Source organism: Candidatus Bathyarchaeota archaeon A05DMB-5 (genome assembly GCA_019685655.1).
GTDB lineage: Archaea > Thermoproteota > Bathyarchaeia > Bathyarchaeales > Bathycorpusculaceae > DSLH01.
The window spans coordinates 180,026-204,360 of record JABFQP010000003.1 but is presented as its reverse complement, the minus strand read 5'-3'; the positions used below and the strand labels follow the sequence as shown (position 1 = coordinate 204,360).

At 42.3% G+C, this 24,335-nt stretch carries 28 protein-coding genes and 1 tRNA gene; 15 read left to right on the top strand and 14 right to left on the bottom strand.

The features are described 5' to 3' along the window. Positions 1-149: 149 nt before the first annotated feature. Genes HM003_05510 through HM003_05495 form a run of 4 tightly spaced genes read right to left on the bottom strand, consistent with a single transcriptional unit; the run spans position 150 to position 3,535 of the window. Positions 150-1,127 carry an ABC transporter ATP-binding protein gene (locus tag HM003_05510; GenBank protein ID MBX5328794.1) on the bottom strand — a complete coding sequence of 326 codons (978 nt, stop codon included), beginning with the start codon at positions 1,125-1,127 and terminating at the stop codon, positions 150-152. Position 1,128: 1 nt separating this feature from the next. Then, on the bottom strand, positions 1,129-2,115 hold the full coding sequence (locus HM003_05505; protein MBX5328793.1) for an ABC transporter ATP-binding protein: 987 nt from the start codon (positions 2,113-2,115) through the stop codon (positions 1,129-1,131). A gap of 10 nt (positions 2,116-2,125) precedes the next feature. Beyond that, the gene (locus HM003_05500; GenBank protein MBX5328792.1) at positions 2,126-2,983 is read right to left on the bottom strand and encodes an ABC transporter permease; all 858 of its coding nucleotides are present in this window, start codon (positions 2,981-2,983) and stop codon (positions 2,126-2,128) included. Between the two features lie 36 nt (positions 2,984-3,019). Continuing rightward, on the bottom strand, positions 3,020-3,535 hold the full coding sequence (locus tag HM003_05495) for an ABC transporter permease (GenBank protein ID MBX5328791.1): 516 nt from the start codon (positions 3,533-3,535) through the stop codon (positions 3,020-3,022). Positions 3,536-3,713: 178 nt separating this feature from the next. Between HM003_05495 and HM003_05490 the strand changes: the two genes are divergently transcribed. Next, positions 3,714-3,866: transfer RNA gene (locus tag HM003_05490), tRNA-Tyr, on the top strand. A gap of 13 nt (positions 3,867-3,879) precedes the next feature. On the opposite strand, the gene hutH is transcribed toward HM003_05490, so the two are convergent. Further along, positions 3,880-5,388, bottom strand: a complete 1,509-nt coding sequence (gene hutH / locus HM003_05485; GenBank protein ID MBX5328790.1) for a histidine ammonia-lyase — start codon at positions 5,386-5,388, stop codon at positions 3,880-3,882. Between the two features lie 233 nt (positions 5,389-5,621). Here hutH and HM003_05480 point away from each other — a divergent pair, with 233 nt between their 5' ends. Then, positions 5,622-5,855: a ribonucleoprotein gene (locus tag HM003_05480; GenBank protein ID MBX5328789.1), complete on the top strand. Its 234-nt coding sequence runs from the start codon at positions 5,622-5,624 to the stop codon at positions 5,853-5,855. On the opposite strand, the gene HM003_05475 is transcribed toward HM003_05480, so the two are convergent. From HM003_05475 to HM003_05460, 4 genes are all read right to left on the bottom strand, one after another. Next, positions 5,852-6,472 carry a serine/threonine protein kinase gene (locus HM003_05475; GenBank protein MBX5328788.1) on the bottom strand — a complete coding sequence of 207 codons (621 nt, stop codon included), beginning with the start codon at positions 6,470-6,472 and terminating at the stop codon, positions 5,852-5,854. The genes HM003_05480 and HM003_05475 overlap by 4 nt on opposite strands. A gap of 62 nt (positions 6,473-6,534) precedes the next feature. Continuing rightward, complete coding sequence (locus tag HM003_05470) at positions 6,535-6,747, bottom strand: hypothetical protein (GenBank protein MBX5328787.1); 213 nt, start codon at positions 6,745-6,747, stop codon at positions 6,535-6,537. Positions 6,748-6,810: 63 nt separating this feature from the next. After that, on the bottom strand, positions 6,811-7,971 hold the full coding sequence (gene thiI / locus HM003_05465; GenBank protein MBX5328786.1) for a tRNA 4-thiouridine(8) synthase ThiI: 1,161 nt from the start codon (positions 7,969-7,971) through the stop codon (positions 6,811-6,813). Between the two features lie 40 nt (positions 7,972-8,011). After that, a complete protein-coding gene (locus HM003_05460; GenBank protein MBX5328785.1) occupies positions 8,012-8,989 on the bottom strand; it encodes a sodium:calcium antiporter in 978 nt (325 codons plus the stop codon). Between the two features lie 122 nt (positions 8,990-9,111). On the opposite strand from HM003_05460, the gene HM003_05455 reads away from it, so the two are divergent. The 8 genes from HM003_05455 to HM003_05420 all read left to right on the top strand — a co-directional run bounded on the left by HM003_05455 (position 9,112) and on the right by HM003_05420 (position 15,696). Beyond that, complete coding sequence (locus HM003_05455; protein ID MBX5328784.1) at positions 9,112-9,945, top strand: MBL fold metallo-hydrolase; 834 nt, start codon at positions 9,112-9,114, stop codon at positions 9,943-9,945. A gap of 50 nt (positions 9,946-9,995) precedes the next feature. Continuing rightward, the gene (pyrH, locus tag HM003_05450) at positions 9,996-10,670 is read left to right on the top strand and encodes a UMP kinase (GenBank protein MBX5328783.1); all 675 of its coding nucleotides are present in this window, start codon (positions 9,996-9,998) and stop codon (positions 10,668-10,670) included. A gap of 65 nt (positions 10,671-10,735) precedes the next feature. Next, positions 10,736-11,290 carry a PadR family transcriptional regulator gene (locus HM003_05445; GenBank protein MBX5328782.1) on the top strand — a complete coding sequence of 185 codons (555 nt, stop codon included), beginning with the start codon at positions 10,736-10,738 and terminating at the stop codon, positions 11,288-11,290. Then, entirely contained in the window at positions 11,283-12,284 is a 1,002-nt protein-coding gene (locus HM003_05440) for an ATP-binding cassette domain-containing protein (protein MBX5328781.1), read from the top strand. The genes HM003_05445 and HM003_05440 overlap by 8 nt, the downstream gene beginning before the upstream one ends. Further along, positions 12,281-13,216, top strand: coding sequence for an ABC transporter permease (locus HM003_05435; protein ID MBX5328780.1), 936 nt, complete (start codon positions 12,281-12,283; stop codon positions 13,214-13,216). The genes HM003_05440 and HM003_05435 overlap by 4 nt, the downstream gene beginning before the upstream one ends. Before the next feature lie 28 nt (positions 13,217-13,244). Further along, the gene (locus HM003_05430) at positions 13,245-13,934 is read left to right on the top strand and encodes an ABC transporter ATP-binding protein (GenBank protein MBX5328779.1); all 690 of its coding nucleotides are present in this window, start codon (positions 13,245-13,247) and stop codon (positions 13,932-13,934) included. Continuing rightward, positions 13,931-15,214 (top strand): ABC transporter permease, encoded by a 1,284-nt coding sequence (locus HM003_05425; GenBank protein MBX5328778.1) that lies wholly within the window; start codon positions 13,931-13,933, stop codon positions 15,212-15,214. Before HM003_05430 ends, HM003_05425 begins: the two co-directional genes overlap by 4 nt. A gap of 35 nt (positions 15,215-15,249) precedes the next feature. Continuing rightward, on the top strand, positions 15,250-15,696 hold the full coding sequence (locus tag HM003_05420) for an NUDIX hydrolase (protein MBX5328777.1): 447 nt from the start codon (positions 15,250-15,252) through the stop codon (positions 15,694-15,696). 47 nt (positions 15,697-15,743) lie between these two features. Here HM003_05420 and HM003_05415 read toward each other — a convergent pair whose 3' ends face one another. The 4 genes from HM003_05415 to HM003_05400 form a co-directional block, all read right to left on the bottom strand. Next, the gene (locus HM003_05415) at positions 15,744-16,799 is read right to left on the bottom strand and encodes a hypothetical protein (protein ID MBX5328776.1); all 1,056 of its coding nucleotides are present in this window, start codon (positions 16,797-16,799) and stop codon (positions 15,744-15,746) included. Positions 16,800-16,846: 47 nt separating this feature from the next. Then, the gene (locus HM003_05410; protein ID MBX5328775.1) at positions 16,847-17,332 is read right to left on the bottom strand and encodes a hypothetical protein; all 486 of its coding nucleotides are present in this window, start codon (positions 17,330-17,332) and stop codon (positions 16,847-16,849) included. Positions 17,333-17,720: 388 nt separating this feature from the next. Next, entirely contained in the window at positions 17,721-19,181 is a 1,461-nt protein-coding gene (locus tag HM003_05405) for an ATP-binding protein (protein ID MBX5328774.1), read from the bottom strand. Next, positions 19,178-20,248: a hypothetical protein gene (locus HM003_05400; protein ID MBX5328773.1), complete on the bottom strand. Its 1,071-nt coding sequence runs from the start codon at positions 20,246-20,248 to the stop codon at positions 19,178-19,180. The genes HM003_05405 and HM003_05400 overlap by 4 nt, the downstream gene beginning before the upstream one ends. Before the next feature lie 93 nt (positions 20,249-20,341). Here HM003_05400 and HM003_05395 point away from each other — a divergent pair, with 93 nt between their 5' ends. Both HM003_05395 and HM003_05390 read left to right on the top strand, forming a co-directional pair. Next, positions 20,342-20,743: a hypothetical protein gene (locus HM003_05395; GenBank protein ID MBX5328772.1), complete on the top strand. Its 402-nt coding sequence runs from the start codon at positions 20,342-20,344 to the stop codon at positions 20,741-20,743. 13 nt (positions 20,744-20,756) lie between these two features. Next, a complete protein-coding gene (locus tag HM003_05390) occupies positions 20,757-21,341 on the top strand; it encodes a hypothetical protein (protein MBX5328771.1) in 585 nt (194 codons plus the stop codon). A gap of 77 nt (positions 21,342-21,418) precedes the next feature. Here the strand turns inward: HM003_05390 and HM003_05385 are convergent, their stop codons facing one another. Beyond that, positions 21,419-21,682, bottom strand: a complete 264-nt coding sequence (locus HM003_05385) for an Lrp/AsnC ligand binding domain-containing protein (protein MBX5328770.1) — start codon at positions 21,680-21,682, stop codon at positions 21,419-21,421. Between the two features lie 77 nt (positions 21,683-21,759). Between HM003_05385 and HM003_05380 the strand changes: the two genes are divergently transcribed. From HM003_05380 to HM003_05370, 3 genes are all read left to right on the top strand, one after another. After that, entirely contained in the window at positions 21,760-22,164 is a 405-nt protein-coding gene (locus HM003_05380) for a low molecular weight phosphatase family protein (GenBank protein ID MBX5328769.1), read from the top strand. A gap of 162 nt (positions 22,165-22,326) precedes the next feature. Continuing rightward, positions 22,327-23,043: an HAD-IA family hydrolase gene (locus tag HM003_05375; protein MBX5328768.1), complete on the top strand. Its 717-nt coding sequence runs from the start codon at positions 22,327-22,329 to the stop codon at positions 23,041-23,043. Next, the gene (locus HM003_05370) at positions 23,036-24,331 is read left to right on the top strand and encodes an aspartate aminotransferase family protein (protein ID MBX5328767.1); all 1,296 of its coding nucleotides are present in this window, start codon (positions 23,036-23,038) and stop codon (positions 24,329-24,331) included. Before HM003_05375 ends, HM003_05370 begins: the two co-directional genes overlap by 8 nt. Positions 24,332-24,335 lie beyond the last annotated feature (4 nt).

Genomic DNA, 24,335 nt, shown 5'->3' with positions numbered 1-24,335 from the left:
CTTTGTTACCTTAGCCTTTATAATAGTCTCAGGCGCTCTCTGGTTGCGTGCATCAAAAAACAATGCATAAACATTTACCTTACTAAATGTTAATGACTAAAAATAAAACAAGATTCTTCTACGCCTGACTTCTATATTCTTAAGCGGCTTCACTTTTCAACTAAGTGACAAGCAACAAAGTGATCAGGCGAAACCTCAATCAATTCTGGTTCTTTCTCTCTACACCTTTTTTCTTCATGTGGACAACGCGGGTGAAAACGACATCCAGAAGGTATGTTTATCGCTGAGGGCACTTCACCCTTTAACGCGATTGGTTTTCGTTTTCTTTCCGGGTTTGGAACTGGTATAGCAGCAAGCAAAGCTTGTGTGTAGGGGTGAAAGGGATTGAAGAAAATCTCTTTTTTATCTCCCATTTCCACAATTTTTCCAAGGTACATTATTGCTATTCTGTCTGAAATATATTTAGCGATTGCCAAATCGTGAGTTATAAAAAGGTAAGTAAGGTTTAATTCCTTTCTTAATTTCAACATCAAATCGATGATTGTTGTTCTCAAAGAAACGTCAATCATGGAGACTGGTTCGTCTGCAACTATAAATTCTGGGTCTAAAATCAAAGAGCGCGCTATTGCCGCCCGTTGTCTCTGTCCTCCACTTAACTGGTGCGGGTACAAGTCTGCAAACTGCTCCGGCGGAGTAAGGTCAACGCGTTCAAGCATTTCCAAGACTTTTTTTCTTTTCTCTTGATGTTTTGCTAATCCATGAATCTCAAGTGGATGTCCCACGGCATCTCCAATTTTCATTCGAGGATTAAATGATGCATAGGGGTCTTGAAATATGATTTGCATTTTTCTCCTAAGTATTCTAAGTTTCTCTGGATTAAGCGTCGTGGTTTCTGTGTTGTTGAAGAAAATTTTTCCAGAACTAGGCGGTATTAACCGTACGACTAATTTGCCTGTTGTCGTTTTTCCACAACCGCTCTCTCCAGCAAGCGTAAAAACTTCTCCTCTACGAATTGAAAAACTTACGTCATCAACTGCTTTAACAAAACTTTTTGTGCGTGCTAAAAGTTTTTCAAGAAAGCTTTTCTCAACTGGAAAATACTTTTTTAGATGTTCAACTTTTAGAATGTCACTTTGGCTCACGCTTTTTCACTCCTTCATAAGCATAACATCGAACGTAATGTTCAGCGTTAGTCTCCACTAGCGGAGGTTCTTGCGTGCGACATCTTTCTTTTGCGCGATAACATCTTGGCCAGAAACGGCAGCCTTTTGGAAGATTAAGCATGTCAGGTGGGGAACCTGCTATGGCTTCAAGTTTTTGTTCGGCGAGCTCAATATTTGGAATTGACTTCAAGAGTCCCTGCGTGTAGGGATGCTGAGGATTAGAGTAGATGTCTACACTGCGGGCGTACTCAACCATGTGTCCAGCGTACATAACAAGGATTTTGTCGCTTCTTTCTAAGACTAGGCTCAAATCATGCGTTATTATGATAAGAGTCAAACCGTAAGCTTTTCTTAGAGCATCGAGAAGGTCTAGAATTTTGGCTTGGACTATCACGTCAAGAGCAGTTGTTGGTTCGTCAGCGACTATTAAGCTTGGATTAAGCGCCATTGCTAATGCTATCATTACTCGTTGTCTCATTCCTCCACTGAGCTGATGAGGATAATCGTTTACGCGTTCTGGCTGAATCCCAACATCTGCAAGAAATTTTTTTGTTCGTTCCAGTGCCTCTTTGCTGCTTATTTTTGGCTCATGAGTTTGGATAAGTTCAACAAAATGGGCGCCGATTCTTTTGACTGGATTTAAAGAGGTCATGGGGTCTTGGAATACATAGGAGATTTCTTTTCCTCTAAGGTTCCGCAACTCGTTCTTTTTAAGTTTCAAAATATCCTTGTCCTTAAGAATTATTCGCCCTTTTGTTATTCTACCCGGGTAGGGAACCAGCAAGCCCAAAGATAAACTTAACGTGGATTTTCCACATCCCGACTCGCCTACCACGCCTAGTGTTTCCGCTTTTCCTACCGAAAAAGAAACATCCTCTACCGCGCGTATTCTTCCCCGCTTAGCCCAGTATTCCACGGTTAATGCGTCCACGTTCAACAATTCTTGAGCCACCGTTCTCACCCTAATCTTCAAGTCTCGGATTCAAAAGCTCACTAAGTCCTTCTCCCATGAACGTGAAGCCTAAAGCCAAAAGAATTATCATTAAACCCGGAAATGTTATCACCCACCATGCACCGCTATTCAGAAGTCTTCGTCCATTTGTTAAGTCCCATCCCCAGTCTGGAACATCTACGGGAACGCCTAAACCTATGAAGGTTAGTCCAGCAGCCGTTAGAATGGCGTCTGCAAAATTTACTGTCAAAATCACAACTATGGATGGAACAACATTTGGAAGAATGTAACGAAACAATACAGTGCCACTTTTAGCTCCAGCCGCCCTTGCTGCTTCTACATAGGGCATTTCCTTTATACTGAGCACCTGACTTCGAATAACTCTGAAATAAGAAGGGACATAAACCACGGCTATTGAAAGAGCCATGTTAACAACACCCTTTCCCAGCATCGCCGCTATCGCAATAGCCAAAACCAAGCTTGGAAACGCATAAACACTATCCATTACAAGGCAGAAGACACGGTCTGTTATACCTCCAACGTACGATGAAAACAGACCAAGCGGAGCACCAGCCGCCAAACAGATAATCACAGACAATACAGCAACTTGAAGCATTATTCCACCACCTGAAATGACTCTGCTGAGCATGTCTCCTCCCATGTCAGTAGTTCCAAAAGGAAACTGCGAGCTAGGCGGAGACAAAGGCGGACCAACCTCAATAGCAGAAGGATCGTGAGGTCTTACCCAAGGGGCAATGAGCGTCATCACAATGATAGATGTAACTATGATTGCACCAAAAAGTACAAGCCACCCAGCTAAGCCCCTCTTACTTAGTGAAGTTAAGCCTGGAATTACTCTTGAAAGCATGCTTTTCTTAATTTCAGGCGTTTTCATTTCTGCACCTCAAAGGCGTATTCGAGGGTCAAGGTAAGCATAAAGCAAATCAACAACCAAACTGACTATGGAGACGAAAATTCCAAAAACAACAACTGCGCCTTGAATGGCTGTGTAATCGCGGAAGTTTATTCGGTCAACGATGTATCTGCCAAGGCCAGGCCAAGAGAAAGTGGTTTCCGTTAATATTGCTCCGCCGAGGAGCGTTGCAAATTGTAGTCCCATCATGGTCAGCACGGGAAGAAAAGCGTTTCTTAAAGCATAGCCGTAGGTTACGACCCTTTCTTTTAGCCCTCTTGCTCTTGCAGCTGTTACAAAGTCAAGCCGCAAGGTTTCTAGCATGTTACTTCTTGTTAACCTAATGAAAACTCCCGAAAGCACCAAACCCAGGGTTAATGAAGGTAGAAAAAGATACCGGAGACTTTCCACAAACTTGTAAATGTTTCCCTCTAAAAGACTGTCAATAGTGTATAAACCCGTAGAGAGATTAACACCGCCTATGTTTAATCCAAAAGGAGCATCCATTGCAGGGCTTTTTCTCTCATAATTTCACCGCAGATATATAGGTCAATTTAATGAGTATATAAGATTTTAACCCAACAATGCTGCTGTGAGAGTCAACGATGACAATAATAAAGGTTTGCAAGCTTTACACAGACTACGAAATGCATAAATCTCTTTATTTGCATCTTAAAATTTCGGTCGGGCGGTAGCTCAGCTTGGTAGAGCTTCCGAGCTTGCTAACACGTGTAGCAGGCGGAGACGCTGTAGATGCCTACTTAAGGTGGGTGTCATCCAGCCTATCAAGCATACAGAAACCGGAGTGTCGCAGGTTCAAATCCCGCCCGCCCGACCAAGTCTCTTTTTCGCTAAAATTTGGTTTCTTTGAGTAACTGTTTTATTTTTTCTATGTCTTCGCTTAACACTTTGTCTTGTTTGAGCATTGGCACGCTCTCTCTTATGAGACCGTATGCTTTCTTGGTTCCTTTTCCGAGTTTTTCTGGTCCACGAAAATCTGCTGCTTGAGCCGCGCATAATAGTTCTATGGCTATAATGTATTCTGTGTTTTCCAAAATCTGCATGGCTTTTTCTGCTGCTATTACTCCCATACTAACAAAATCTTCATAATTCGCCGACGTTGGAATAGAATCTACACAGGCGGGATGCGCTAGAATCTTGTTTTCCGAGGCTAAAGCTGCAGCAGTGTACTGCAAAGTCATAAAACCGCTATTCACGCCTGCTTTTGCTTCTGGTGCGATTAAGAAAGCCGGTAAACCATTGTTCAATTTGTCGTCAAGTAGCCTTGCAATTCTTCTTTCAGAAATATTGCCAACCATTGCTAATGCTATTCCAAGCAAGTCCATTGCAAGGGATACTGGTTGTCCATGAAAGTTTCCGCCTGAGAGACAAGCTTTTTCTTTGGGAAAGATTAGAGGGTTGTCTGTTGCAGAGTTAATTTCGGTTTCCACAATCTTTTTTGCATAGGCTATTGCGTCTCTTGCGGCGCCCAAAACTTGTGGTGCACACCTTAAACTGTAAGGGTCATGGGGACGCTGCCTCTTTTGCATTGCTTCGTTTCCTGTTTGGACAAGCTGACTTTCAGCAATTAGCTTTCTAATGTTTTTTGCCGTCAACATTTGGCCGATGTGCAGTCTGACATTATGGATTTTTTCGTCAAAAGCGTCTGAGACTCCAAGCAAAGCCTCAAGCGATAAGGCGGTTGCAACTTCCGCTGTTTTAATTAAGTTTTCAGCATCGTGAACTATTAATGCTGCAATGGCTGTCATCAATTGTGTGCCATTGTTAAGCGCTATTCCTTCCTTGAAATCAAGCTGGACTGGCTTTATTCCAGCCCTTTGCATAGCTTCTTTTCCGCTTAATGTTTTGCCCTGGTATTCGGCTTTTCCTTCGCCTATGAGCACAAGAATCATGTGGGATAAAGGCGCGAGGTCGCCGCTGGCGCCAACTGAACCTTTAGCTGGAACTATAGGATGCACACCTTTGTTAAGCATTTCAACAAGCGTTTCTAAAGTTTCTAGGCGCACGCCTGAGTGCCCCTTAGCTAAGGTGTTTGCACGTAAGAGCATTAAAGCGCGCACCACATCGGTGCTTAAAGGTTTTCCCACGCCAGATGCGTGGCTTCTGATGAGGTTAATTTGTAACTGTTTTATGTTGTCTGGTTGAATTGTTATGTTGCTTAATGCTCCAAAACCTGTGTTCACGCCGTAGATGACGCGTTTTTCTTTGACCAGTTTTTCCAGAACCATGCGGCTTTTCTTTACTCGCTTTTTCGTTTCTTCTAGAATTACTACTTTGGCGTTTTCTCGTGCAACCTTGACGATATCCTCAATTGTTAATGTTTCCCCGTCAACTTGCACTTTATGCATAATAATTATCTCCGATTACGAATAGGAACTTTCTAAACTTTAATTCTTTAGGGTATAAATCTTCTTTCTTATTCAATCATGAAAACTTGATTTATTTTTTGAAAAAACTGAAAAATCTTCGCGTATGACTAAATTGCCTTCAAATTTGGAATTGGTTTTTCATAAAACTTTTATATCTGAGGGATTTGGATATGAGTAAATAATTAGTCTGTTAAGGTGCTTGCATGGAACCCAGCAAAAAACCGCTGAACGTGTTGGTTAAGCAACTGAACGCTTACATTGCAGTTGTGCTGAAGAACGGTTGCGAATACAAGGGAAAAATGATCAAATGTGATGGGCACATGAATATTCTTTTGGAAGGCGCAGCCGAGAGCAAGGATGATCAGCTCATTGCTAACTATGGAAATCTTTTGTTGCGTGGGAACAACATACTTTATATAATGTTGGATGTGCATTAGAAAGCGGTTAGTTTTCGTTTTCCTGTCACGTATTCCAGAGTTTCTTTAAGCGTGATTTTCAACATGAATTTGCGTTTGAAATACTGCAGAACGTTCGTTACGTCTCGGGTTAGTAGTTGTTGGGCGTTTGGGTGTTTGCTTGTGACGTATTGTGGCCAGTCAATTATGAGTATTTGCATGTTCGGCTTCAGTATGATGTTGTATTCGCTTAGGTCAGCGTGGATTACGCCGGCTTGCGAGTAAGCTTTTCGAATGTTACGCAGTATTCGTTTCAATATCTTTTCTGGTTCTGGAATTTCCTTCCATTCTGCAAGTTCTGCTCCTTCAATCATTCCCATGGCTATGGCGTGACGGTTTTGACTTATCGGTTCTGGAACTGCCACTTTATGAGAAAAAACGAGTTTTAAGGCTTGGAATTCTTTTTCTGCCGCGAGTCTTGATTGGAAAAGCCAGTTGGCGTGTTCAGTTGTGTAGGTTCTTTTCCGCGTTGTTTGGCGGAAACTTATTCTTCCAAGTCTGTGAAATTTTACGGCTATTTTTTCTCCTTCTGGGTTTAGGGCGTCGTATACGTCTGCTTCTTTGCCTACGCCTAAGGGTTTTCCGAAGGCTTCAAGCACGTTGGCTTTGACGAAAGCGTTTATTGCTAGGCAGTCGTAACCGGCATAATTTAGAGTGTAGCCTACGTATGCTCCATTTGGCGTATTAAACGTAATTTGTGGAGTCGCTTTAGTCGATAGTCGGTTTCTTCAAGGTTGAATTTGGCGAATTTTGCGATTAGTTCTTTTGGGACGAATTCGTGTTTGCTCATTGCTACTTCTATGACTTGCAGTACTCTGAAATCTTCATTTTCTAAAGTGCGGAACACTTTTACTGCGGTTTCAGCTGACGACATAATTGTGCATAGAATAGTCTGTTTTGTTATTAAAAGCTAAAGCAAAAATTGTTGATAAAGAAGTCAGTATTCTATGTTGATTATTTCGATTTTTTCGAGACATTCCTCTATAGCGTCTTTCAGGTTCAGTCTTTTTTCGATTGATTCCACAATTTCTAAGTTAGCTTTTGTTGTGGGGTGTTTTGCCATGAAAATTGAGCAGCAGTCTTTGTAGGGCTGGATGGAAATTTCGAAAGTACCAATTTGCTTGGCTAACTGGACGATTTCGTTTTTCTCGTAAGTTAAGAGCGGTCTAAGTATGGGTATATTTGTTGCTTTGCTGATTACTGCCATGTTTTCTAATGTTTGCGAGGAGACTTGTGCCAAGTTTTCGCCGCTTCCTAGAGCATTTATGCTGTGTTTTTTGGCTATTTCTTCTGCAACTTTAACCATGAACCTGCGGAACAAAACAAGTCTGTATCTCGATGGTGCCTCTACGGCTTCGGCTTCGAAGGGATAAAAAGGAACAAAAAATGTGCGTGTTTTGAAACTGTACTGTGTCAAGACTTTCGCCAAATTCAGAATTTTGGCAAGCTTTGCTTCGTCAAACTGTTCAAAAGCGTGGAAATGTAGAAAGTCAACAGTGCATCCACGTTTCATTAGGAGCCATGCTGCTACTGGCGAGTCTATTCCGCCAGACAACAAGTGTAGAACTTTTCCGGAAACGCCAGAAGGCAAACCGTACAGTCCCTTAACTTTCCTGTCGAAAATGTATGCTTTTCCTCTGACAATCTCAACAAAAATGGTTGTTTCTGGTTCTTCCAAGGAGATTTTAGCCTTAAATTGTTTCACGAGATAGGCGCCTAATTCACGGTTAACTTCCATTGAAGTGTAGGGTAAGGTTTTGTCTGCTCTGTTCGCTGAGACTCTCGTTTTTGTGCCTGCAGTTATCGAAAAATTGTTTCTTACAAGTTCTTTTATTTTGTCTATGCTGGAGGCGTCTGTGGTTTTGCAAGGGGCGAACCATGCTATGCCGAAAACTTTCTTAAGCGTTTCTTCAATTATTTTTACGTTTGATTTTTCGTTTAATTCTAGAATTATTCGCCCTTGAACTTTTCTAATTGTTTCATACTCTACATTTTTCAAAGCGTTTTCTATGTTCTCAATTAGCTTTTTCTCAAAGAATGGTCTATTCAATCCTTTAAGTCCGAGTTCTCCGTAGTGAATTAAAATGCAATTAAACACGAATAGGATATTTTTCGGCTTGATTTAAAAACTTTCATTTTTAGGTTCGGTAGCCTCCGATTGTAACAGCCAAAAATATGCTGTACATGAAAAGTAGAACTGCGCCCTCTCTCCAGCTTATTTTTTCGCTTGACAAGAAATACCATAAGAAAAGGTTTGTTATTAACGAGAACATAACCAAGTTAGAGAAAACAGTCATGTTAACTGTTAATGCTGAGGCTGCCAAGGTTACTCCAAGAATGCATGTTATGTTTATGAAGCAGCTTCCTACAATGTTGCCCAATGCCATGTCTAAATGTCCTTTTCTTGTCGCATCAATGCTGGTTGCCAGTTCCGGTATGCTTGTACCAAAAGCAACAACCGTAGCGCCGATAACAACTCGTGGCACGCCCACGCTGAGAGCTATGTAAGAGGCGGAGTCAACTATGAAGTAAGAGCTGGCTACTACGCCGGCGGCGCCGAGAAATGTCAGAAGTGCATATTTGCCTATTTTCTGTTTTTCTGAGCCTAGGGAGCTTTCTTCTTTTACTTTTTTTACTCTGGAAAGCTGGAAAAGATAGAAAACAAAAATTGTCAGTAAAATTATTCCTATGTATTGGCTTGCATATCCAATGTAAAGCAAAGTTAGCGGGATGACTGAAGCTATAAAAAGTCCGAAGTATAGGCTTCCTATTTCTTCTTTTGCCATGGTGGGATACATGCAAGTGTATCCTGGGCATTTAAGAACCACAATCAAAAAGCAGATGCCGAGTATTAAGCAAATGTTTACGATGTTTGAACCCAAAACGTTTCCTATGGCGACACCCACATTCTCTCCTGATACTGCAGCAAAAATGGCTACACTGAGTTCGGGTAAAGACGTGGAAAATGCAACTAGTATAAATCCTACGGTTGTTTTTCCTATACCTGTTATTTCTGCAACCCTAGCGGAGTTTGTGATTGTCCAGTCGCTGGCTTTGTCTAAAGTGACTAACGACACTATGAGAATTATAACATTAACCAGCAGCCCCTCAAACAAAGCAACCCGCTCCTTTTCCTAATTCCCTCTAAGTATTAGTTAAAAGTATTTCCCACATTTTTAATAGACACTAACAAAAACTTGCATAAAGCAAAAATCACGTAAACGCTATAAATTTACTCATGTCTTCGTTCAAAATAGTGTTTCTTGGAACTGGAGGCGGAAGATTCGCAACAATCACGCAGAAAAGACGCACTGCTGGAATACGCATAATAAGTGACAATTTAAATCTGCATTTGGACCCTGGACCTGGGGCTCTCGTATACTCCATTAATGAAGGATTAGACCCACAGAAAATTAACGCCGTTTTCGTTTCACACTGCCACCCCGACCATTATACGGACGCCGAAGTTTTGATTGAGGCTATGACTAGGGGTATGACTCGAAAGCGAGGTTTGCTTGCAGCTGCCAATAGCGTTTTGAATGGAAGCGACGTGTGTGAACCGTCAATATCGAAGTATCATCAGCAAATGCCGGGGCAGAAAATTGCGGCTTTGCCCGACGTGAAATTTCAAGTTGGAGATGTTAATGTCTTAGTCACTGAAGCGCGGCACACTGACCCAGACGCTGTGGGTTTCAGGTTTGAAACTCAAGAGTTCGGCGATTTCGCGTATACAAGTGACACTGAATATTTTGAGGGGATAAGTGAATACTACGAGGGTGTGAGGCTTCTGTTATTGTGTGTTATGCGACCAGCAGGAAAACCTTGGAAGGGACACATGACAACGAACGATGCCGTAAAGATAATTGAGGCTACGCGTCCTGAACAGGCGGTTTTGACGCATCTTGGAATGCAGATGATATTTAAGGGACCAGCGAATGAAGCGAAGCTAATCAAAGAAAAAACTGGAGTTCCCACCGTTGCCGCTACAGATGGTATGCTGATTGATTTTGGTGAAGCAATAAATGTTCAAGCGCCCAGAAAAACGCAGCAGGGCTTAAACAAGTTTTTCTAAAGAATTTTAACTAGAACCGCTTGTATAATAGGCTGAAGGATGTAAAAGCAATGCGTGTCGTGTTAAGAATTGGCGGTTCAGTTGTTGCTTCTCCGTTGAATTCCGACCTAATCAGCAAATACGTAGGTTTATTGAAAGACTTGCGTAAAAAGGGACATGAAGTGGCAGTTGTTGTTGGCGGCGGCACCTTAGCCAGAGAATTCATTAAAGCCGCAAAAGAGTTGGGCTTGAAAGAAGAGGCGCAGGACGAGGTTGCCATTTCCGTTTCACGGCTTTACGCGCAACTTTTCCTTAAGGCGCTTGGAAAGTTAGGCTGTGAAAATGTTCCCTTAACGGTTGAGGATGCTGTAGAATGCGTGAGCGAAGGGAAAATTGCGGTCATGGGCGGTTTGAAGCCCGGCATGACAACGGACACTGTTGCAGCTTTAATCGCCGAAAAAGCAAATGCGAGTTTGTTGGTTAAGGCTACCGACCAGGAGGGCGTGTATGATAAAGACCCGAGGAAATACGCAGACGCTGTTAAGCTTGAGCATTTAAAGTTTAAGGATTTGTCACATGTGCTTGCTGAAAATAAGCATAAGGCGGGGATACACCAAATCATTGACCCGGAAGCGATTAAGATTTTAGGGCGCAAGAAAATTAGGATGATTGTCTTGAACGGCTTTAAACCCGAAAATGTTTTGACTGCAATTAATGGTAAGCATATTGGAACGTTAATAGAGTAACATGTCTCGCGACAAGTTTAAATATCACTGTTGATATCGCTGTCGATATCAATGGTGATAAATACATGCGTCCCTTTGGAAGACACTGGATGAAACACACAGCACTTGTTCCAAAAGGCTTCATACGCTATCAAGTCCTTGAATTATTAAGCGAAAAACCCATGTCTGGTTCAGAAATAATGGACGAAATTGAAAAGAGGACGGATGGGCGTTGGAGACCGAGCCCCGGTTCGATTTATCCGCTTTTGTCATGGTTGCAGGATAACGGTTACGTGAAAGAGTTGTCAGTTGAAGAAAATGGCATGAAACGTTACACGCTTACTGATAAAGGCAAAAAACTCCTCGAAGAACAGCGACAGATAAAGATGAAATTCAGAAAAGAAGTGCGTTTTATGCCGCCGCCTTTCTTAGGTGCCTTATGGTTCCGCATTCCGCCGGAAAAAACCACTCAATTGCGCAAGTCTATGCATAGAGTTTTTTCCGCCTTCTTCGAGCTTGGAAGCAATTTAGAGACAAAGTTTTCTGAAAAAGCCTTGGAAGAAGTTCAGAAAATTTTGGATGAAACAGCAGAAAAAATTGAAGAGTTAAACAAAAAATTGGAGAGGAAACCCGATGAGTGAAAATGTAATCGAGACTGTAGGCTTGACGAAAGTTTTCAATAAGAGTTTAACAGCAGTTGACCACGTAAGCTTCAGTGTGAAGCAAGGCGAAATTTTCGGTTTTTTGGGCCCTAATGGTGCTGGAAAAACAACGACGATTAACATGTTGATAACAATTTTGAAGCCTACCGAAGGCAAAGCGTCAGTGCTAAGTTTTGATATCGTAAAACAGAACAATGAGGTTAGGAACGTGATTGGCGTTGTGCCGCAAGAATACACTGCTGACGAAGACTTGACTGGTTTAGAAAACATTCTCTTGTGCGCTTACCTTTATGGAATTCCACGAGACATCGCGAAAGAACGAGCTATGGAACTGCTTAAGCTTGTGGAGTTAACCGAGTTTAAAGACAAGAAGGTTCAAACCTATTCTGGTGGCATGCGTCGCAGGCTCGAGCTTGCATGCGGATTAATCAATAGGCCAAAAGTGCTTTTTTTGGATGAGCCTACATTAGGGTTGGATGTTCAAACTAGAGCTGCAACTTGGGACTACATTCGAAAGCTGAAGAAGGAATATGGGATGACGCTTTTTATGACTACCCATTATCTTGAAGAGGCTGACGCTCTCTGCGACCGCATTGCAATAATTGACCATGGAAAAATAGTTGTGATTGGCACGCCAGAAGAGCTTAAGCATAGCTTAGGCGGCGACATCATAACCTTGAGTATTAAGGAGAATACGGATGTAAGCGAACTTATCCGCTCTGTGGAGCATGTGAAGGAAGTTAAGAATGAAGATGGCTCATACAGAATTAAGGTTGAATATGGCGAAATAACCGCCCCATTTATAATTGAAGCTTTGCGAAGTAAAGGATACACGGTAACGAAGCTTTCAATGACAGAACCAACATTGAACGAGGTTTACTTGGAATACACTGGCAGGTCGATGCGTGATACTGAGGAGTCTCGTGAAACTTTTAGGGCGCATAGAATGACCATGAGGAGGGCAAGAGCATGAGCAAACAGAATGAGCATCATCCGAAGAAGCTTCATGGACTCTGGGCATTGACTAATCGAGAACTTAAAAAATGGCTAAACGAGCCCGTAATACTTCTAATGGCAATACTTCAACCGATAATATGGATGGGCTTGTTCGGAAAAGCAATGAACTTAGGCAGCATGTTCTCAAGCAGCAACATAAGCATATCCGATGTTGCTATTCCTGGCTTTGCTCTTATTCCTCCTCAAGCAGGAAGTGTAACTGTCTCTGGCACGGCACTTTCACAGATGTTTGCCAGCTTCGGTCCGACCATGATGGAGAAAATCTTTGGTGTCACGGATTACTTTAGCTACATGTCAGTGGGCATGATATCTTTCATCGTGTTGTTCACCACAATGTTCAGCGGTATGTCCATAGTTTGGGACAGACGCTTGGGGTTCTTGAACAAAGTGCTCAGCACGCCCGTATCAAGAGCAGCAATCATATTTTCAAAGGTTCTTAATGCGTCTTTAAGAGCTATGTTCCAAGCCACAATAATCCTAGTACTCGCAGTAATCTTTGGTTTGCAAGTCAGTTCAACATTTACGCCATTAAACATACTCTTATTATACGCTGCAATATTCCTTCTTTGTCTAGGGTTATCCTCCGTATTTCTGGCACTTGCTTTACGGTCTACTAAATGGGAAACGCAGATGGCAATTGTGAACCTTATTAACTTGCCATTGATGTTTGCGAGCAACACGTTCTTTCCAATATCTCAGATGCCAGACTGGATACAGGCAATAGCACGTGTGAATCCAATAAGCTACTTGACAGACGCTATTAGGCAACTGACAGTGTACAAATTAAACGCGGCATCGTTGATGTTTGACTTTGCTTTTCTCGGCATCTTCGCAATCCTGTTTTCCATAATTGGCATACTGCTCTCATGGAAGTATCTCACAAAGTAAAAGCTAAAGACAAAAATGGAGACTTGATATGACAACAATAGTTGAAGCGGCTAACCTTAAAAAAACTTACATGCTGGGCAAAGTTCCCGTCGAAGCTCTCCGCGGTGTTAATCTAAAGATTGAAAGCGGCGACTTCGTCGCCATCCTCGGGCCCTCTGGAAGCGGCAAATCAACACTGCTAAATTTGATAGGCGCTTTAGATAAGCCGACAGAAGGACGATTGCTGATTGAAGGGGTAGATGTCTCAACGCTTAATGACAATCAATTGGCAGACCTTAGACGCCGCATAGGCTTTGTGTTCCAGTTCTTCAATTTGATTCCTCGATTCACAGCAAGAGAAAACGTGGAGTTATCAATGTCTATAGTTGATGTAGGCAAAGCTGAAAGAAGAAAACATGCGGAAGAGCTTCTTGAAATTGTGGGATTGAAGGAGCGAATGAATCATAAGCCAGCCGAGCTCAGCGGTGGCCAACAGCAGCGTGTCGCAATTGCACGCGCCTTAGCGAATAACCCCCGATTTTTGTTGTTGGACGAGCCGACTGGAAATATCGATTCTAAGGCTGCAAGCGAAATAATGGGACTAGTCAAGAGGCTTAATGAAGAGAAAGGTGTAACCATAATAATGGTCACGCACGATCAGCGTTTAGCATCGCAAGCACAGAGAACACTGCAGATGTTTGATGGTTTAATAGTTAATGAAAGGATGAATCACAAATGAAAGCAAGCGACATTCTCTCCTACTCTTTCAGCGCAATAAGATTGAGGAAACTTCGCGCGGGCTTAACGACTCTAGGCGTCGTAATAGGCATCGCCGCCATAGTCGCCTTGCTTTCAATCACTCAAGGCTTACAAGAAACCATTACTACGCAGCTTCAGAGGGGATTTGCAACAGACACGTTGATTGTTTCTGCTGGTGGAGGCGGGGTCTTCGGCGGTGGTGATTCTGGCTTTAAATTGTTCATTAACGATACACAAACAATTAATGAATTAGAAAACGTTGAATTGTCGATTGCGATAATTCAAAGAGCGGGCCTTATTAATTTTGCCGCTGGGGCTCGAAATGTTACCATAGTAGGTGTTGACTTCACTGAATATGCAAGTGTTTACACAACTACTTTCGTGCCTGAAGAAGGAGGAAACATGCCAAGTAGCCCAGCAAATGACGCTATAGTGGTTGGCAAACGCGTAAGCGACCCATGGAAAAACGGAACAATACTATGCAACGCAAATGACACAGCAACAATCGTCTGGCTCAACGCAACCGCACGCCCACCAAAATATGAAAACTACACCGGCAACGTCACAGCTGTTCTCCAAGAAATAGGAGGCTTCAGCATAGGCGGGCCGTCAGACTTCAACGTTTACATTCCAATTTCTCAAGCTCAAAGCTTCTTTGGAACAGACGAATGCGATGTGATAATTGTAAAATTGACAAACGATGATAAGGATACAATTGAAAGTGTTTCCAAAGCCATAAAGGCTGCTCTTGGCGACCAAGTCTCAGTGACATCCGCCACGGCGGTGCTTAACACTCTTTCGAGCGTCTTTTCAATCATAGAGCTTTTCTTGGCTGGAATTGCCGCAATCTCGCTTTTAGTAGCCGGTATAGGCATAATGAACATTATGATTGTTTCGTTAATGGAGCGCACACGCGAAATAGGCATTCTTAAAGCGTTGGGCATGAAAAGTCGCACGGTGCTTCTTATTTTCTTGGGCGAATCCATAATAATTGGCTTGTTAGGCGCAGTGATTGGCGTAGTATCGGGTTGGGGTTTGGCGAATATAGTTGCATTTGCTTTGAGTGGCGGCGGCTTCGGAATGAGAAATCAAGTCTCTCAAACTGGCAATTTTAACGCAATGGCAATTAACCCGGTTTTAACTCCAATGGTGACTATGCTTGCGTTAGCCTTCGGCGTAGGAGTTAGTGTAATCTTTGCGCTTTATCCTGCATGGCGAGCTTCAAAACTTAAACCCGTAGAAGCTTTAAGGTATGAGTAAGATAATTTCTCTAAACATGTGAGGCTTCAGCTTTGGTGAAGAGGCTTTATCCTAAGCAACCAATCGTCGGTGTCGGCGCAGTCATAATCTGTGACGGCAAAATTCTGCTTGAGAAAAGAAAGGGTGAGCCTGGAAAGGGAAAATGGAGCATTCCTGGTGGTTTGGTGGAGCTAGGCGAGAGCGTAAAAACAACTGTTGTCAGAGAGGTTAAGGAAGAAACGGGCTTGGATGTTGAAAAGCCAGAACACATTGACGTAGTTGACAACATAACTAAAGATGCAAATGGAGAAATAAAATATCACTTTATAATACTTGATTATTTTGTGAAATTGAAAGGCGGAACACTCACTGTGGGAAGCGACGCGGGAGAATTAAAATGGGTCTCTCTAAATGAGGTAGAAGAATATGATTTGACAAAAACGTTTAGGGCGTTTTTCCAAAGAAATAAACAGAAACTGGAAAAACTTAATTCATGTATCTGAGCTGTGGAAACGTTTTAATTATTTTGAAACTTTAAAAAAAGGGAAGTTTAAATGAAAGAATTTGTTGGTGGATTCGCTGTTTGATACCATGTTAATCTTTTTGTTTTCTTAAAATCTAACAAAGCTACTGTTAAAGCAAAGAAACCTAGAAGTGCAGTTGCTGCCAAAATTAAGGGTGGGACTGAAGGAGAAGGGGGTGGAGCAGGAGGAGGTTCGCTTGGAATTTCTTTTCCGACAATCTCAATACTATAATTACCCTTATCATATTCAAAGTATAGCGAAGTGTGCGTAGCGTTTTCACTAACTGTATAAGATATGGGCGTTCCATTCAACTTAATCGTCCACTCCGATGGAATGCTACACATTAAGACCGATTTTGGCACATTAACTTGGCAGAACCAAGCGCTCTCGCTCATAATATCAAAACTTATTTCTTTTTCGTCCATGCTGAAGCTTGTGTCAAATACTCCCGAAACAGGCGGTTGTTCAGCATTCTGTAACCCTTTTAGATTATTCACAATCTCCACCGAGTGATATGTTCCACTTAGAAAAACATTCAAGCTCTCTACAACCTCAAACTCGATATCTTCTAACTTTGAATTTAACAATATTATATCAGTTAAGTGAAGCTCAGAAACACCTATCCCAACTGATTTAAAAGTCACGTACGCTAACTGCCCGCTTCCATTTACCCCCTGCACTGGTCCAAGAAGACAACAACCTCGGAAATACACTATTCCTAACGTGTTGTCCATGTCCTTGTAATGTTTCACAAAAATGGTTGAGGCCATGCTTCCATCCTTTAAGAAAGCGCCTTCGTAAAAGCCTGTGCATTCCAAAATGTTCGGATTAAATGTGATGCCCGCTTGCCATGCATAAAGGTCTACTACGTTAGATATGTTTATGTTCACATTGAAGTTCTGATTGAGTTCGGTTGGTTGAAGCACTAATGGGTCAGTGAAAATTGTTGTGGTTGGCGCCTCTTCTGCAGTGACTGTGCTTGTAATCACATGTGAAAAAATTACTAGAAAAGTGCAGAGGACTAAAGCGAATAATCTTCTCATCAACAGATTTGCCCTAACATGCCTTAACCTCTTTACCATTTTTCTCACGTTCTTCATTCTTCTAATTTCTTTTCAGAAATTTTAATCTACATATTCGAACGATTTTTCGCGGTTATCGAACGGTCATTTTTGAATGACGGCAAACTTAACCATGTTTTAACCGTGTCGTACCAAAAAATTCCTGAAGCCAAGACTCCTGGAAGTAAAGCAAGTATAACAGTTGGCGTAAGGAGATTCCAGAAGATTGACATATAGAGTAGACACATTATGGTGGTTATAGTTGCATAAATAAGTGGTTTAGGTAACAGGAAACCATGGATGACAAAGAAGCGATTGATTAATTCAACTTTTGCGCCATACTTGATTTTGTAATTTCCATATAAATCTCTGGTCAGAATGTCTTCTTGCACCAATTTTTCAAGATGATAATGAGCAGAGCTTGAGCTTGAAAAACCCAGTGCCCTTTGTATCTCTCTGACCCCGCAGTTCCGTCTTTTCTTGAGAAGATATAAATATACAAGTAGTGTGCTTTTTGAAATTTCTTCATACTTCTTTTCGCTATCAGAAGGCAACAGCGTACACCTTTTTGTTGAACTATACCTCCTCCAAAATGCTATAGTATTATTGGTTTATTAAAACGATACTTTCGAACGGTCATTTAAAATGTTCGAACACGCAAAAAACGTGCATATTAAGGCTTAAATATGCTGTTTTCAAGATTTTTGCGTTTTATTCACTAAATATTTTCTGGTTAATGTTCGAGGTTCGATTCGAAATTGCAGATTTTACTGATTCAAATTGTCGCTTCATAATCCTTTATAATCACTTTTTTGTTTAGCTTGATTTTGGAAACAATAGAGAACTTAAGAGTTGGAGAGGACACCCGCACCCAAAAATGCGCATCTGTGTCCTCTTTCACTCTTTTTAGGGAGATGAAAAGTTAAGTTTTTAATGTGCATTTTAGTCGGCGTTTTTGAAGAAAAGCCGTGTTTCTCCCATTGTTTTCACGTCTAAAGTCTTAACTTTTACGACCATTGGGAAATCTTTTACAACTTTTCCAAGCGTTAGGCAATAGTGTGGCGGCAAGTCTCTGGCGATGGATTTGACTGTTTCTGCGTCTACGCGGGCTGCTCGTGAAACCACTTCTAAGTCGTGTTCGTTTGTAAAGTTGAAGAGGAATATGTTGTCTGCTTGGCGGTAAATGTTTTCGCGGATTGTGTCCGGCTGGTTTGTTATGAAGGTTGTGAATATTCCGAAGTGGCGCATGCGTGTGACGATGTCGTCCCAGTAGGTTTCACGAAGGTAAAGATGTGCTTCTTCAGCAAATAGAAAAGCCGCTTTAAGTTTCCAACTTGTGAGCAGTTCTACGAGTTTTCCTAGGACGTATTCGACGACTATTTGGCGGTCGATTGTTGATGTATTGCGAAGATTTATTATGATGGCTCCGCCGTGTTCTTTGGCTTTGAATAGGCATTCCTCCAGTAGCATGGTTCCGCCTGTTTCGTCTGTGAAGAAGCCCGAGTTAACCAGCGCGTGGTAACGTGAGAAAAGAGCATCGCGAACATGTTGGTTGCAGTGCCAGTTGCGTATGGCTTCGCCGAGCTCATGCAAATTGAGCATGTCGCGTTCTTTGAGTGATTGCCATATGCGTCGGAACTCGCGAGCTGATGTGCCGGGCAGATGAAGTGCGTGGATGAGTATGCCTAGTAAGACTTGAAGGTTTAGCTGTTTTAGGGCTACTTTGAAGTTTTGTGCAGGCGTTAAAACATGAATTTTGTCGTAGTAAGTGTTTCTTTTTCCGTCTGATGTCATGCCTAGGCTGTGGTATTCGCCGTTTAGGTCGAAAACGACAATTGTGGCTCCGTAGCCAATTAGGTTTAGCATTAAAAGTTTGCTTAGGTGTGATTTGCCTGTTTCTTTTTTGCCTGTTATGATGTTTAGTCTTCCGTCTAGTGATGAAGCGTCAATTGTTAATGGCGAAGCATCTTTTGTGCTCCCCATGATTATTGGGAGTTTTCCGTCAACTTTCGTCAGTTTAAGCAGTGTTGGAATTGGGAGCTTTTTTATTGTTGACTGTGAACGTGACGGAAGCCAGCTGCTACTTGGTGTTAGGGTTTCGCCTTCTATTGTTGCGCGGATTTTGCAGATGAGTAAGCTTGCGTCTTGAATGTAGGTGATGTGTGGCGCGATTTCCAGCGGGTCGAAATCTTCGCCTTGGACGAGTTCTCCGCCGTCAGGCAGGCTACGCAATAGTTCTTCTAAAACGCCTGGGATACTTGCGAATTGCATGTCGATTACTTGCGCAATTAGGGCTTTTCCGGCGTCTGCGTCTTCGACAAGCAAGTAATCGCCTTTTTCGGCGGTTTCGTTTGGGAAGCTTAGGATTTGGAGAATGTTGCCTTCTTTTTTGTAGAGTTTCATGCGTTTAGGTCTCCTTTGCCGTATGGTCCGAATAGTAGGCGGTGCATGTCTGGGCGGTTGACTATTTTGAGGTTGTAGTGGCGTGTGGTGAAGTGTTGCATGGCTATAACTTCGTTAGCGGTGAAAGTGCAGAGTATATGGGCTAAGCGTAGTGTTTCTGGGTAGCTTTGTTGGAGGTGGTCGTTTCCCAGAAGTTTTTGGACGGATTCTATTTTTTGTTCATGTGGGATTTCTTTGTCTATGTCGAGTCTGAAGGCGTAGTTTCCGTTTGTTAGTTTTGCCACGTAAACTTCGCCTAATAGCACGGTTGGCGGTTTTGGTTTAAAGCCATAAGTTTCTAGTATGTAGGGCGGTGTGTGTGGTGGTAGGGCGTCTGTTATTAGGTAGCCATTTGCTCTTAGGTTTGTCATTTTTGAGAAGGCTAGGACTGTGTTGTTTCGTTTTCTCGCATTGATTAATGTTTCTTTCATTAGTGGCGTTGGCGTGTCTGGTGTTCCTGCAGTTAGTGAGCCGTCGAGGAGGATTAGGCTGTTTGTTAGGGTTTTTGTGAGTGTTGTTTGGAGCCATTTTTCGAGTAGGTTTGCGATGCGGTTTGGCATTTGTGTGAGGTTTAGTGGGTATGCATGTATTGTGTTGTTTGTGTCGAGGTAGGCGTTTGCGAGTGTTTGGTAGAGTTGGCGTTTGTTTTCTTCTGTTATGTGGAATATGAATGGTCCTAGGCGTGTGTAGTGGTAGTGCTTATTTTGTTTCCAGAGTGCTGCGCCTCTGACGGCGGCAATTATGCCTGTTGGAGTTTCGCCGATTTTTATGTTTGAGGTGTCGACTGCTGCGATTGTTGTTGGTGTACGGTTTGGCTTTAACGTGATGGGTTTTGGGCTTAATTGTATGGTATGTGTTTCCATGTTCGGTTGTTGAATGGTTTGTTGGTTTAGTTGAATAGTGTTGTTTTGGACGGTTTTTAGTGTGTGTAGGCTTAGTTGAATGAGGCGTTGGGGTAACATTGTGTCGGTGGTTGGGTGTGGAAAATTATATTTCTGTGTTGTTGTTATAGTGTGTTGTTGAATCACCTTGATTCACCAATACGCAATTGTTTGCGTAAGGTATATTTAAGTGTTGTGCATGAACAAGATGCACAATACAATAAGCAACAAGGTGAAAAATTGACAGAAACAAGCCAAAAACCGCCAATACGCGTAAAAATGAAGATAGGCGACGTGGAATTCGAAATAGAATGCCAAGAAGACCAGTTACAAGCAACAGTGGACAAAATTCTTTCCACAGTAACTGAAAAGCTGAAAGAAACGTCGCTGATAAGCGAGAGAGCTCAAGCGCAGCCAAGAGCAGAAACTTGCAAAACAGTTATTGAGAAACTCTGGAAGGAAGGGTGGTTCTCAACGCCTAAGGGCTTAAGTGAAGTGCACAGTGAAATGGCAAAGCGTGGTTTTCATTATGACCGAACTGCGGTGGCTCATGCGCTTATAGATTTGGTTAAGGACGGCGTGCTAACTAGGGAAGGTAAACCGCGGAGGTATCAGTATGCTCAGAAGAGACCTCCGCCTTAAAAGATGATGTACTATGGACTTTGATGAGGTTGTGGTTAAGAGGAGAAGTATTAGAAAGTTTAAGGCATCGCCCGTGCCCAAGGAAGCGTTAAGGAAGATTCTGGATGCTGGACGTTGGGCGCCTTCTGCTGGTAACACTCAGCCGTGGCGTTTTGTAGTTGTGACTGACACTGGTGTTAAGGAGAAGATTGCAAGGGTTTGTACGGAAGCTAGTCGTAAGGCTTGGGCGAAGTTTCCTCCAGAGCGTGCGCGTTACTTGGCTGCTCGTGGCGGGTCTTGGGACAAGTCGAGCATGGCGAAGATTCCAGTTTTGGTTGTTGTTTGTTATGAGATTCCCGGATGGATTAGGGAAGAACTTGCTTTGGGTTCAGCTTGGCTTGCTGTTGAAAACATGTTGTTGGCTGCTACCGCTGAGGGTTTGAGTAGTTGCATTTACACTTTTTATGATTTGGAAGAAGAGAATGCAGTAAAGGCGATTTTAGGTGTGCCTGAAAAATTCCGAATTGCCGCAATAGTTCAGTTGGGATATGCTACTGTTGAGCCGCCTGCGCCTTCGAGAAAAGCATTGGATGAATTTGTATCCTACGAGCATTTTTAAGGTTGGCAAGCTGTTTTCTAGGAAGGAAAATTTGCAGGTATTTATATTCTGAAAGGATTGCGATTGCGTTTTGTTGTTTATTTTTTGGTTTGTTTTTGTCCTTTGCATTCTTGGGCTATGACCATTGTGGATGTTAGGGTGATGCTTGGTACTTTCCTTATTTTTTCGGCTAGGAAGTCTTCTAGTGCGTGGAGTTCTGGAACGGTGACTCTTGCTATTAAGTCGTATTCGCCGTAGACTACGCTTGCTGTTGTGACTTCTTTTATTTTTGCGATTTGTTGGCAGGCTTCTCTTTCTCTGCCTGAGGCGACTTTGAATAGGATGTAGGCTTCTACTGTCATGCTCCTTTTCTTCCTCTATTGTTTTATTTTGTGGTTTGTGTTTATAAAACTTCAATGAATAGTTAAGGCATGGGTGGTTGAGCGTGCATGTGTTGTTTGTGTGTTCTGGTAACGCGCATAGAAGCCCCTTAGCTGAGGCTTTGTTACGAAAGTTTAAGCCTGATTGGAAGGTGGATTCTGCTGGTGTGCATGTGGCTATTCCTATTGCAGAAGAGGTTAGAGAATATTTAATGAAGGAAGGTGCAGAGCAGTATTTGAAGAGCAAGCCAGAAAGCGTAGGCAATAAACGGCTAATGGAGTATGACGTTATCGTGGCAATGGAAAATCGGCATAAAGATTACGTGTTGCGCCTATGCCCAGAATGCAAAGACAAAATAACAGTGTGGAACATCAAAGACCCATACTTCATGAACAAAGAAAACGCATGGAAAATCTACGAACAAATCAAAGAAAAAGTAACACAACTAGCCAAAACACAATAAAACTCAAAACACACGCTAGAAACCAGAAGTTCAACCTATTTATAAGGGGGGGCTATACTTTTCCAAAACCGCACTACATCTTATAGAAAACTGAAAGAATTAAGAAACTTTACAAAGCAAATTAATAGGAAAACTACACCTTAACTAGATGCAGTGAACTAATTGACCAAGATAAAAGCAGTTTTATTTGATTTGCATTGGACGCTGGCTTATGTTAGAAAAGAGGATGAAGTAACCAGCGAAGAGCTTTCAGATTACCTTTTCAGTCGAGGCTACGAAGTTTCTCCGCAACAGCTAAGAGCAGCGTGGATGTTTGTTGCTTTTGTAGACTACCCGAAACATGGCTACAAGAGCTGGCGTTCCTATTTCAGAAGGATTCTGTGGAGATTGAAAGTTAAAGTTGACCATGAAACACTAGAGACCATCGTTAAACGCCTTGAAAACAGACCATACCTATTACAGTGGGACGCTGCCGAAGCTGTGAAAAAAGCGAAGAAGCAAAGGTTCAAAACAGCCATAGTCACAACAATCGCTTACTTCCAATTTAAAAAGGCAATAGAGCCAATCAAAGAATATTTTGACTGTATAATGACTGGCTACGAAGCCGAATGCGACAAGACCAACCCAAAAATGTACAAAAAAGTCCTAGAAATTTTGAACGTAAAACCCGAAGAAACCGTCATGATAGGCGATGACGTGCAAGTAGATATACTTCTCCCTAAACGACTAGGCATTCGCGCCATACTCTTAGACAGAGATAAAAAGAAACCAGAATGTCCACAAGCGGATGCCATTGTAAACAACTTAAATGAAGCCATAGAAAATATAATAAGAAAATTCACTACGAACAAAAAACCAGAAGGGCATAAAAATGTTTGAAGATTACACATCAAAAACTCCCACCTCAAAAAAGTTACATGAACGCGCCAGAAAAGTTCTTCCCGCTGGAGTTTCATACGGAATAAGATTCTTCGAACCATACCCATTTTACACCGCAAAAGCAAAAGGAAGCAAACTCTACGACGTAGACGGAAACGAATACATCGACTTCTGGCTCGGACACACCGCACTCATACTTGGACACAGCCCACCCGCAATCACAAACGCAGTGAAAAAACAACTAGAAAACGGAACCCACTACGGAACATCCCACGAACTAGAAATCGCACTCGCAGAACAAATCGCAAAAATGGTTCCCAATGCCCAAATGACCCGCTTCACAAACTCCGGAACAGAAGCAAACATGTACGCCACACGACTGGCACGAGCATACACGGGCAAAAAGAAAATCGCAAAATTCGAAGGAGGATGGCACGGAGGCTACGACGCACTTCACGTAGGCGTAAAACACCCATTTGACATCCCAGAATCTGCAGGATTAACAGAAGGCGCATTAGAAGACACCATTTGCTTACCCTTTAACAACTTAGAAGGAGTAAAGAAAAAACTGAAAAACACAGAAGTCGCAGCCATAATCATCGAACCAATATTAGGCGCAGGTGGAGGAATTCCAGCGGAAAAAGAGTTTTTGAAAGGATTAAGAGAATTCTGCGACGAAAAAGGTACACTGTTAATTTTTGACGAAGTAATCACAGGATTCCGCTTGGCTCCTGGTGGTGCTCAACAATTTTACGGCGTAAAAGCAGACTTGACAGTTTTCGGGAAGATTCTTGGAGGAGGTTTTCCAGTCGGCGCCTTCTGTGGACCACGCGAAATCATGGAAAGAATAGATTCGCGCATTTATGAACGCCCACATTTCTCATTTCACGGCGGAACATTCACGGCAAATCCGATAACCATGACTGCTGGTTTAGCCACATTAAAAATCTTGGAAGATGGCCAATTAATAGACAAGCTGAACAAGTTGGGAAACAAAATACGAGAACAATTAAGAGAAATCTTTGAAGCGCATGGTATTGACGTGCAAGTTGTCGGCGCAAGCTCACTCTTTAACATTCAGTTCACACGAGAAACCGTCAAAGACGCCACCGCAGTTTTCAAAGCAGACAGAAAAAAACTTATCGATTATGATTTAAAATTGATAGCTAATGGCATTTTCTTCCTACCAACGCACACAGGAGCCCTTAGCACGGCACACTCAAAAGCTGACATAGAAAAACTCTTCGCAGAAACGGAAAAATACGCAAAACAAAACAAAGCCGCCTAAAAAG

Bases quoted from the DNA above. Each gene is read 5' to 3' on its own strand.
- HM003_05500 (MBX5328792.1), bottom strand. From the start codon at position 2,983: ATGCTTTCAAGAGTAATTCCAGGCTTAACTTCACTAAGTAAGAGGGGC.
- HM003_05495 (MBX5328791.1), bottom strand. From the start codon at position 3,535: ATGGATGCTCCTTTTGGATTAAACATAGGCGGTGTTAATCTCTCTACG.
- HM003_05480 (MBX5328789.1), top strand. From the start codon at position 5,622: ATGGAACCCAGCAAAAAACCGCTGAACGTGTTGGTTAAGCAACTGAAC.
- HM003_05470 (MBX5328787.1), bottom strand. From the start codon at position 6,747: ATGTCGTCAGCTGAAACCGCAGTAAAAGTGTTCCGCACTTTAGAAAAT.
- HM003_05455 (MBX5328784.1), top strand. From the start codon at position 9,112: ATGTCTTCGTTCAAAATAGTGTTTCTTGGAACTGGAGGCGGAAGATTC.
- pyrH (MBX5328783.1), top strand. From the start codon at position 9,996: ATGCGTGTCGTGTTAAGAATTGGCGGTTCAGTTGTTGCTTCTCCGTTG.
- HM003_05445 (MBX5328782.1), top strand. From the start codon at position 10,736: ATGCGTCCCTTTGGAAGACACTGGATGAAACACACAGCACTTGTTCCA.
- HM003_05440 (MBX5328781.1), top strand. From the start codon at position 11,283: ATGAGTGAAAATGTAATCGAGACTGTAGGCTTGACGAAAGTTTTCAAT.
- HM003_05435 (MBX5328780.1), top strand. From the start codon at position 12,281: ATGAGCAAACAGAATGAGCATCATCCGAAGAAGCTTCATGGACTCTGG.
- HM003_05430 (MBX5328779.1), top strand. From the start codon at position 13,245: ATGACAACAATAGTTGAAGCGGCTAACCTTAAAAAAACTTACATGCTG.
- HM003_05425 (MBX5328778.1), top strand. From the start codon at position 13,931: ATGAAAGCAAGCGACATTCTCTCCTACTCTTTCAGCGCAATAAGATTG.
- HM003_05415 (MBX5328776.1), bottom strand. From the start codon at position 16,799: ATGGTAAAGAGGTTAAGGCATGTTAGGGCAAATCTGTTGATGAGAAGA.
- HM003_05405 (MBX5328774.1), bottom strand. From the start codon at position 19,181: ATGAAACTCTACAAAAAAGAAGGCAACATTCTCCAAATCCTAAGCTTC.
- HM003_05390 (MBX5328771.1), top strand. From the start codon at position 20,757: ATGGACTTTGATGAGGTTGTGGTTAAGAGGAGAAGTATTAGAAAGTTT.
- HM003_05385 (MBX5328770.1), bottom strand. From the start codon at position 21,682: ATGACAGTAGAAGCCTACATCCTATTCAAAGTCGCCTCAGGCAGAGAA.
- HM003_05370 (MBX5328767.1), top strand. From the start codon at position 23,036: ATGTTTGAAGATTACACATCAAAAACTCCCACCTCAAAAAAGTTACAT.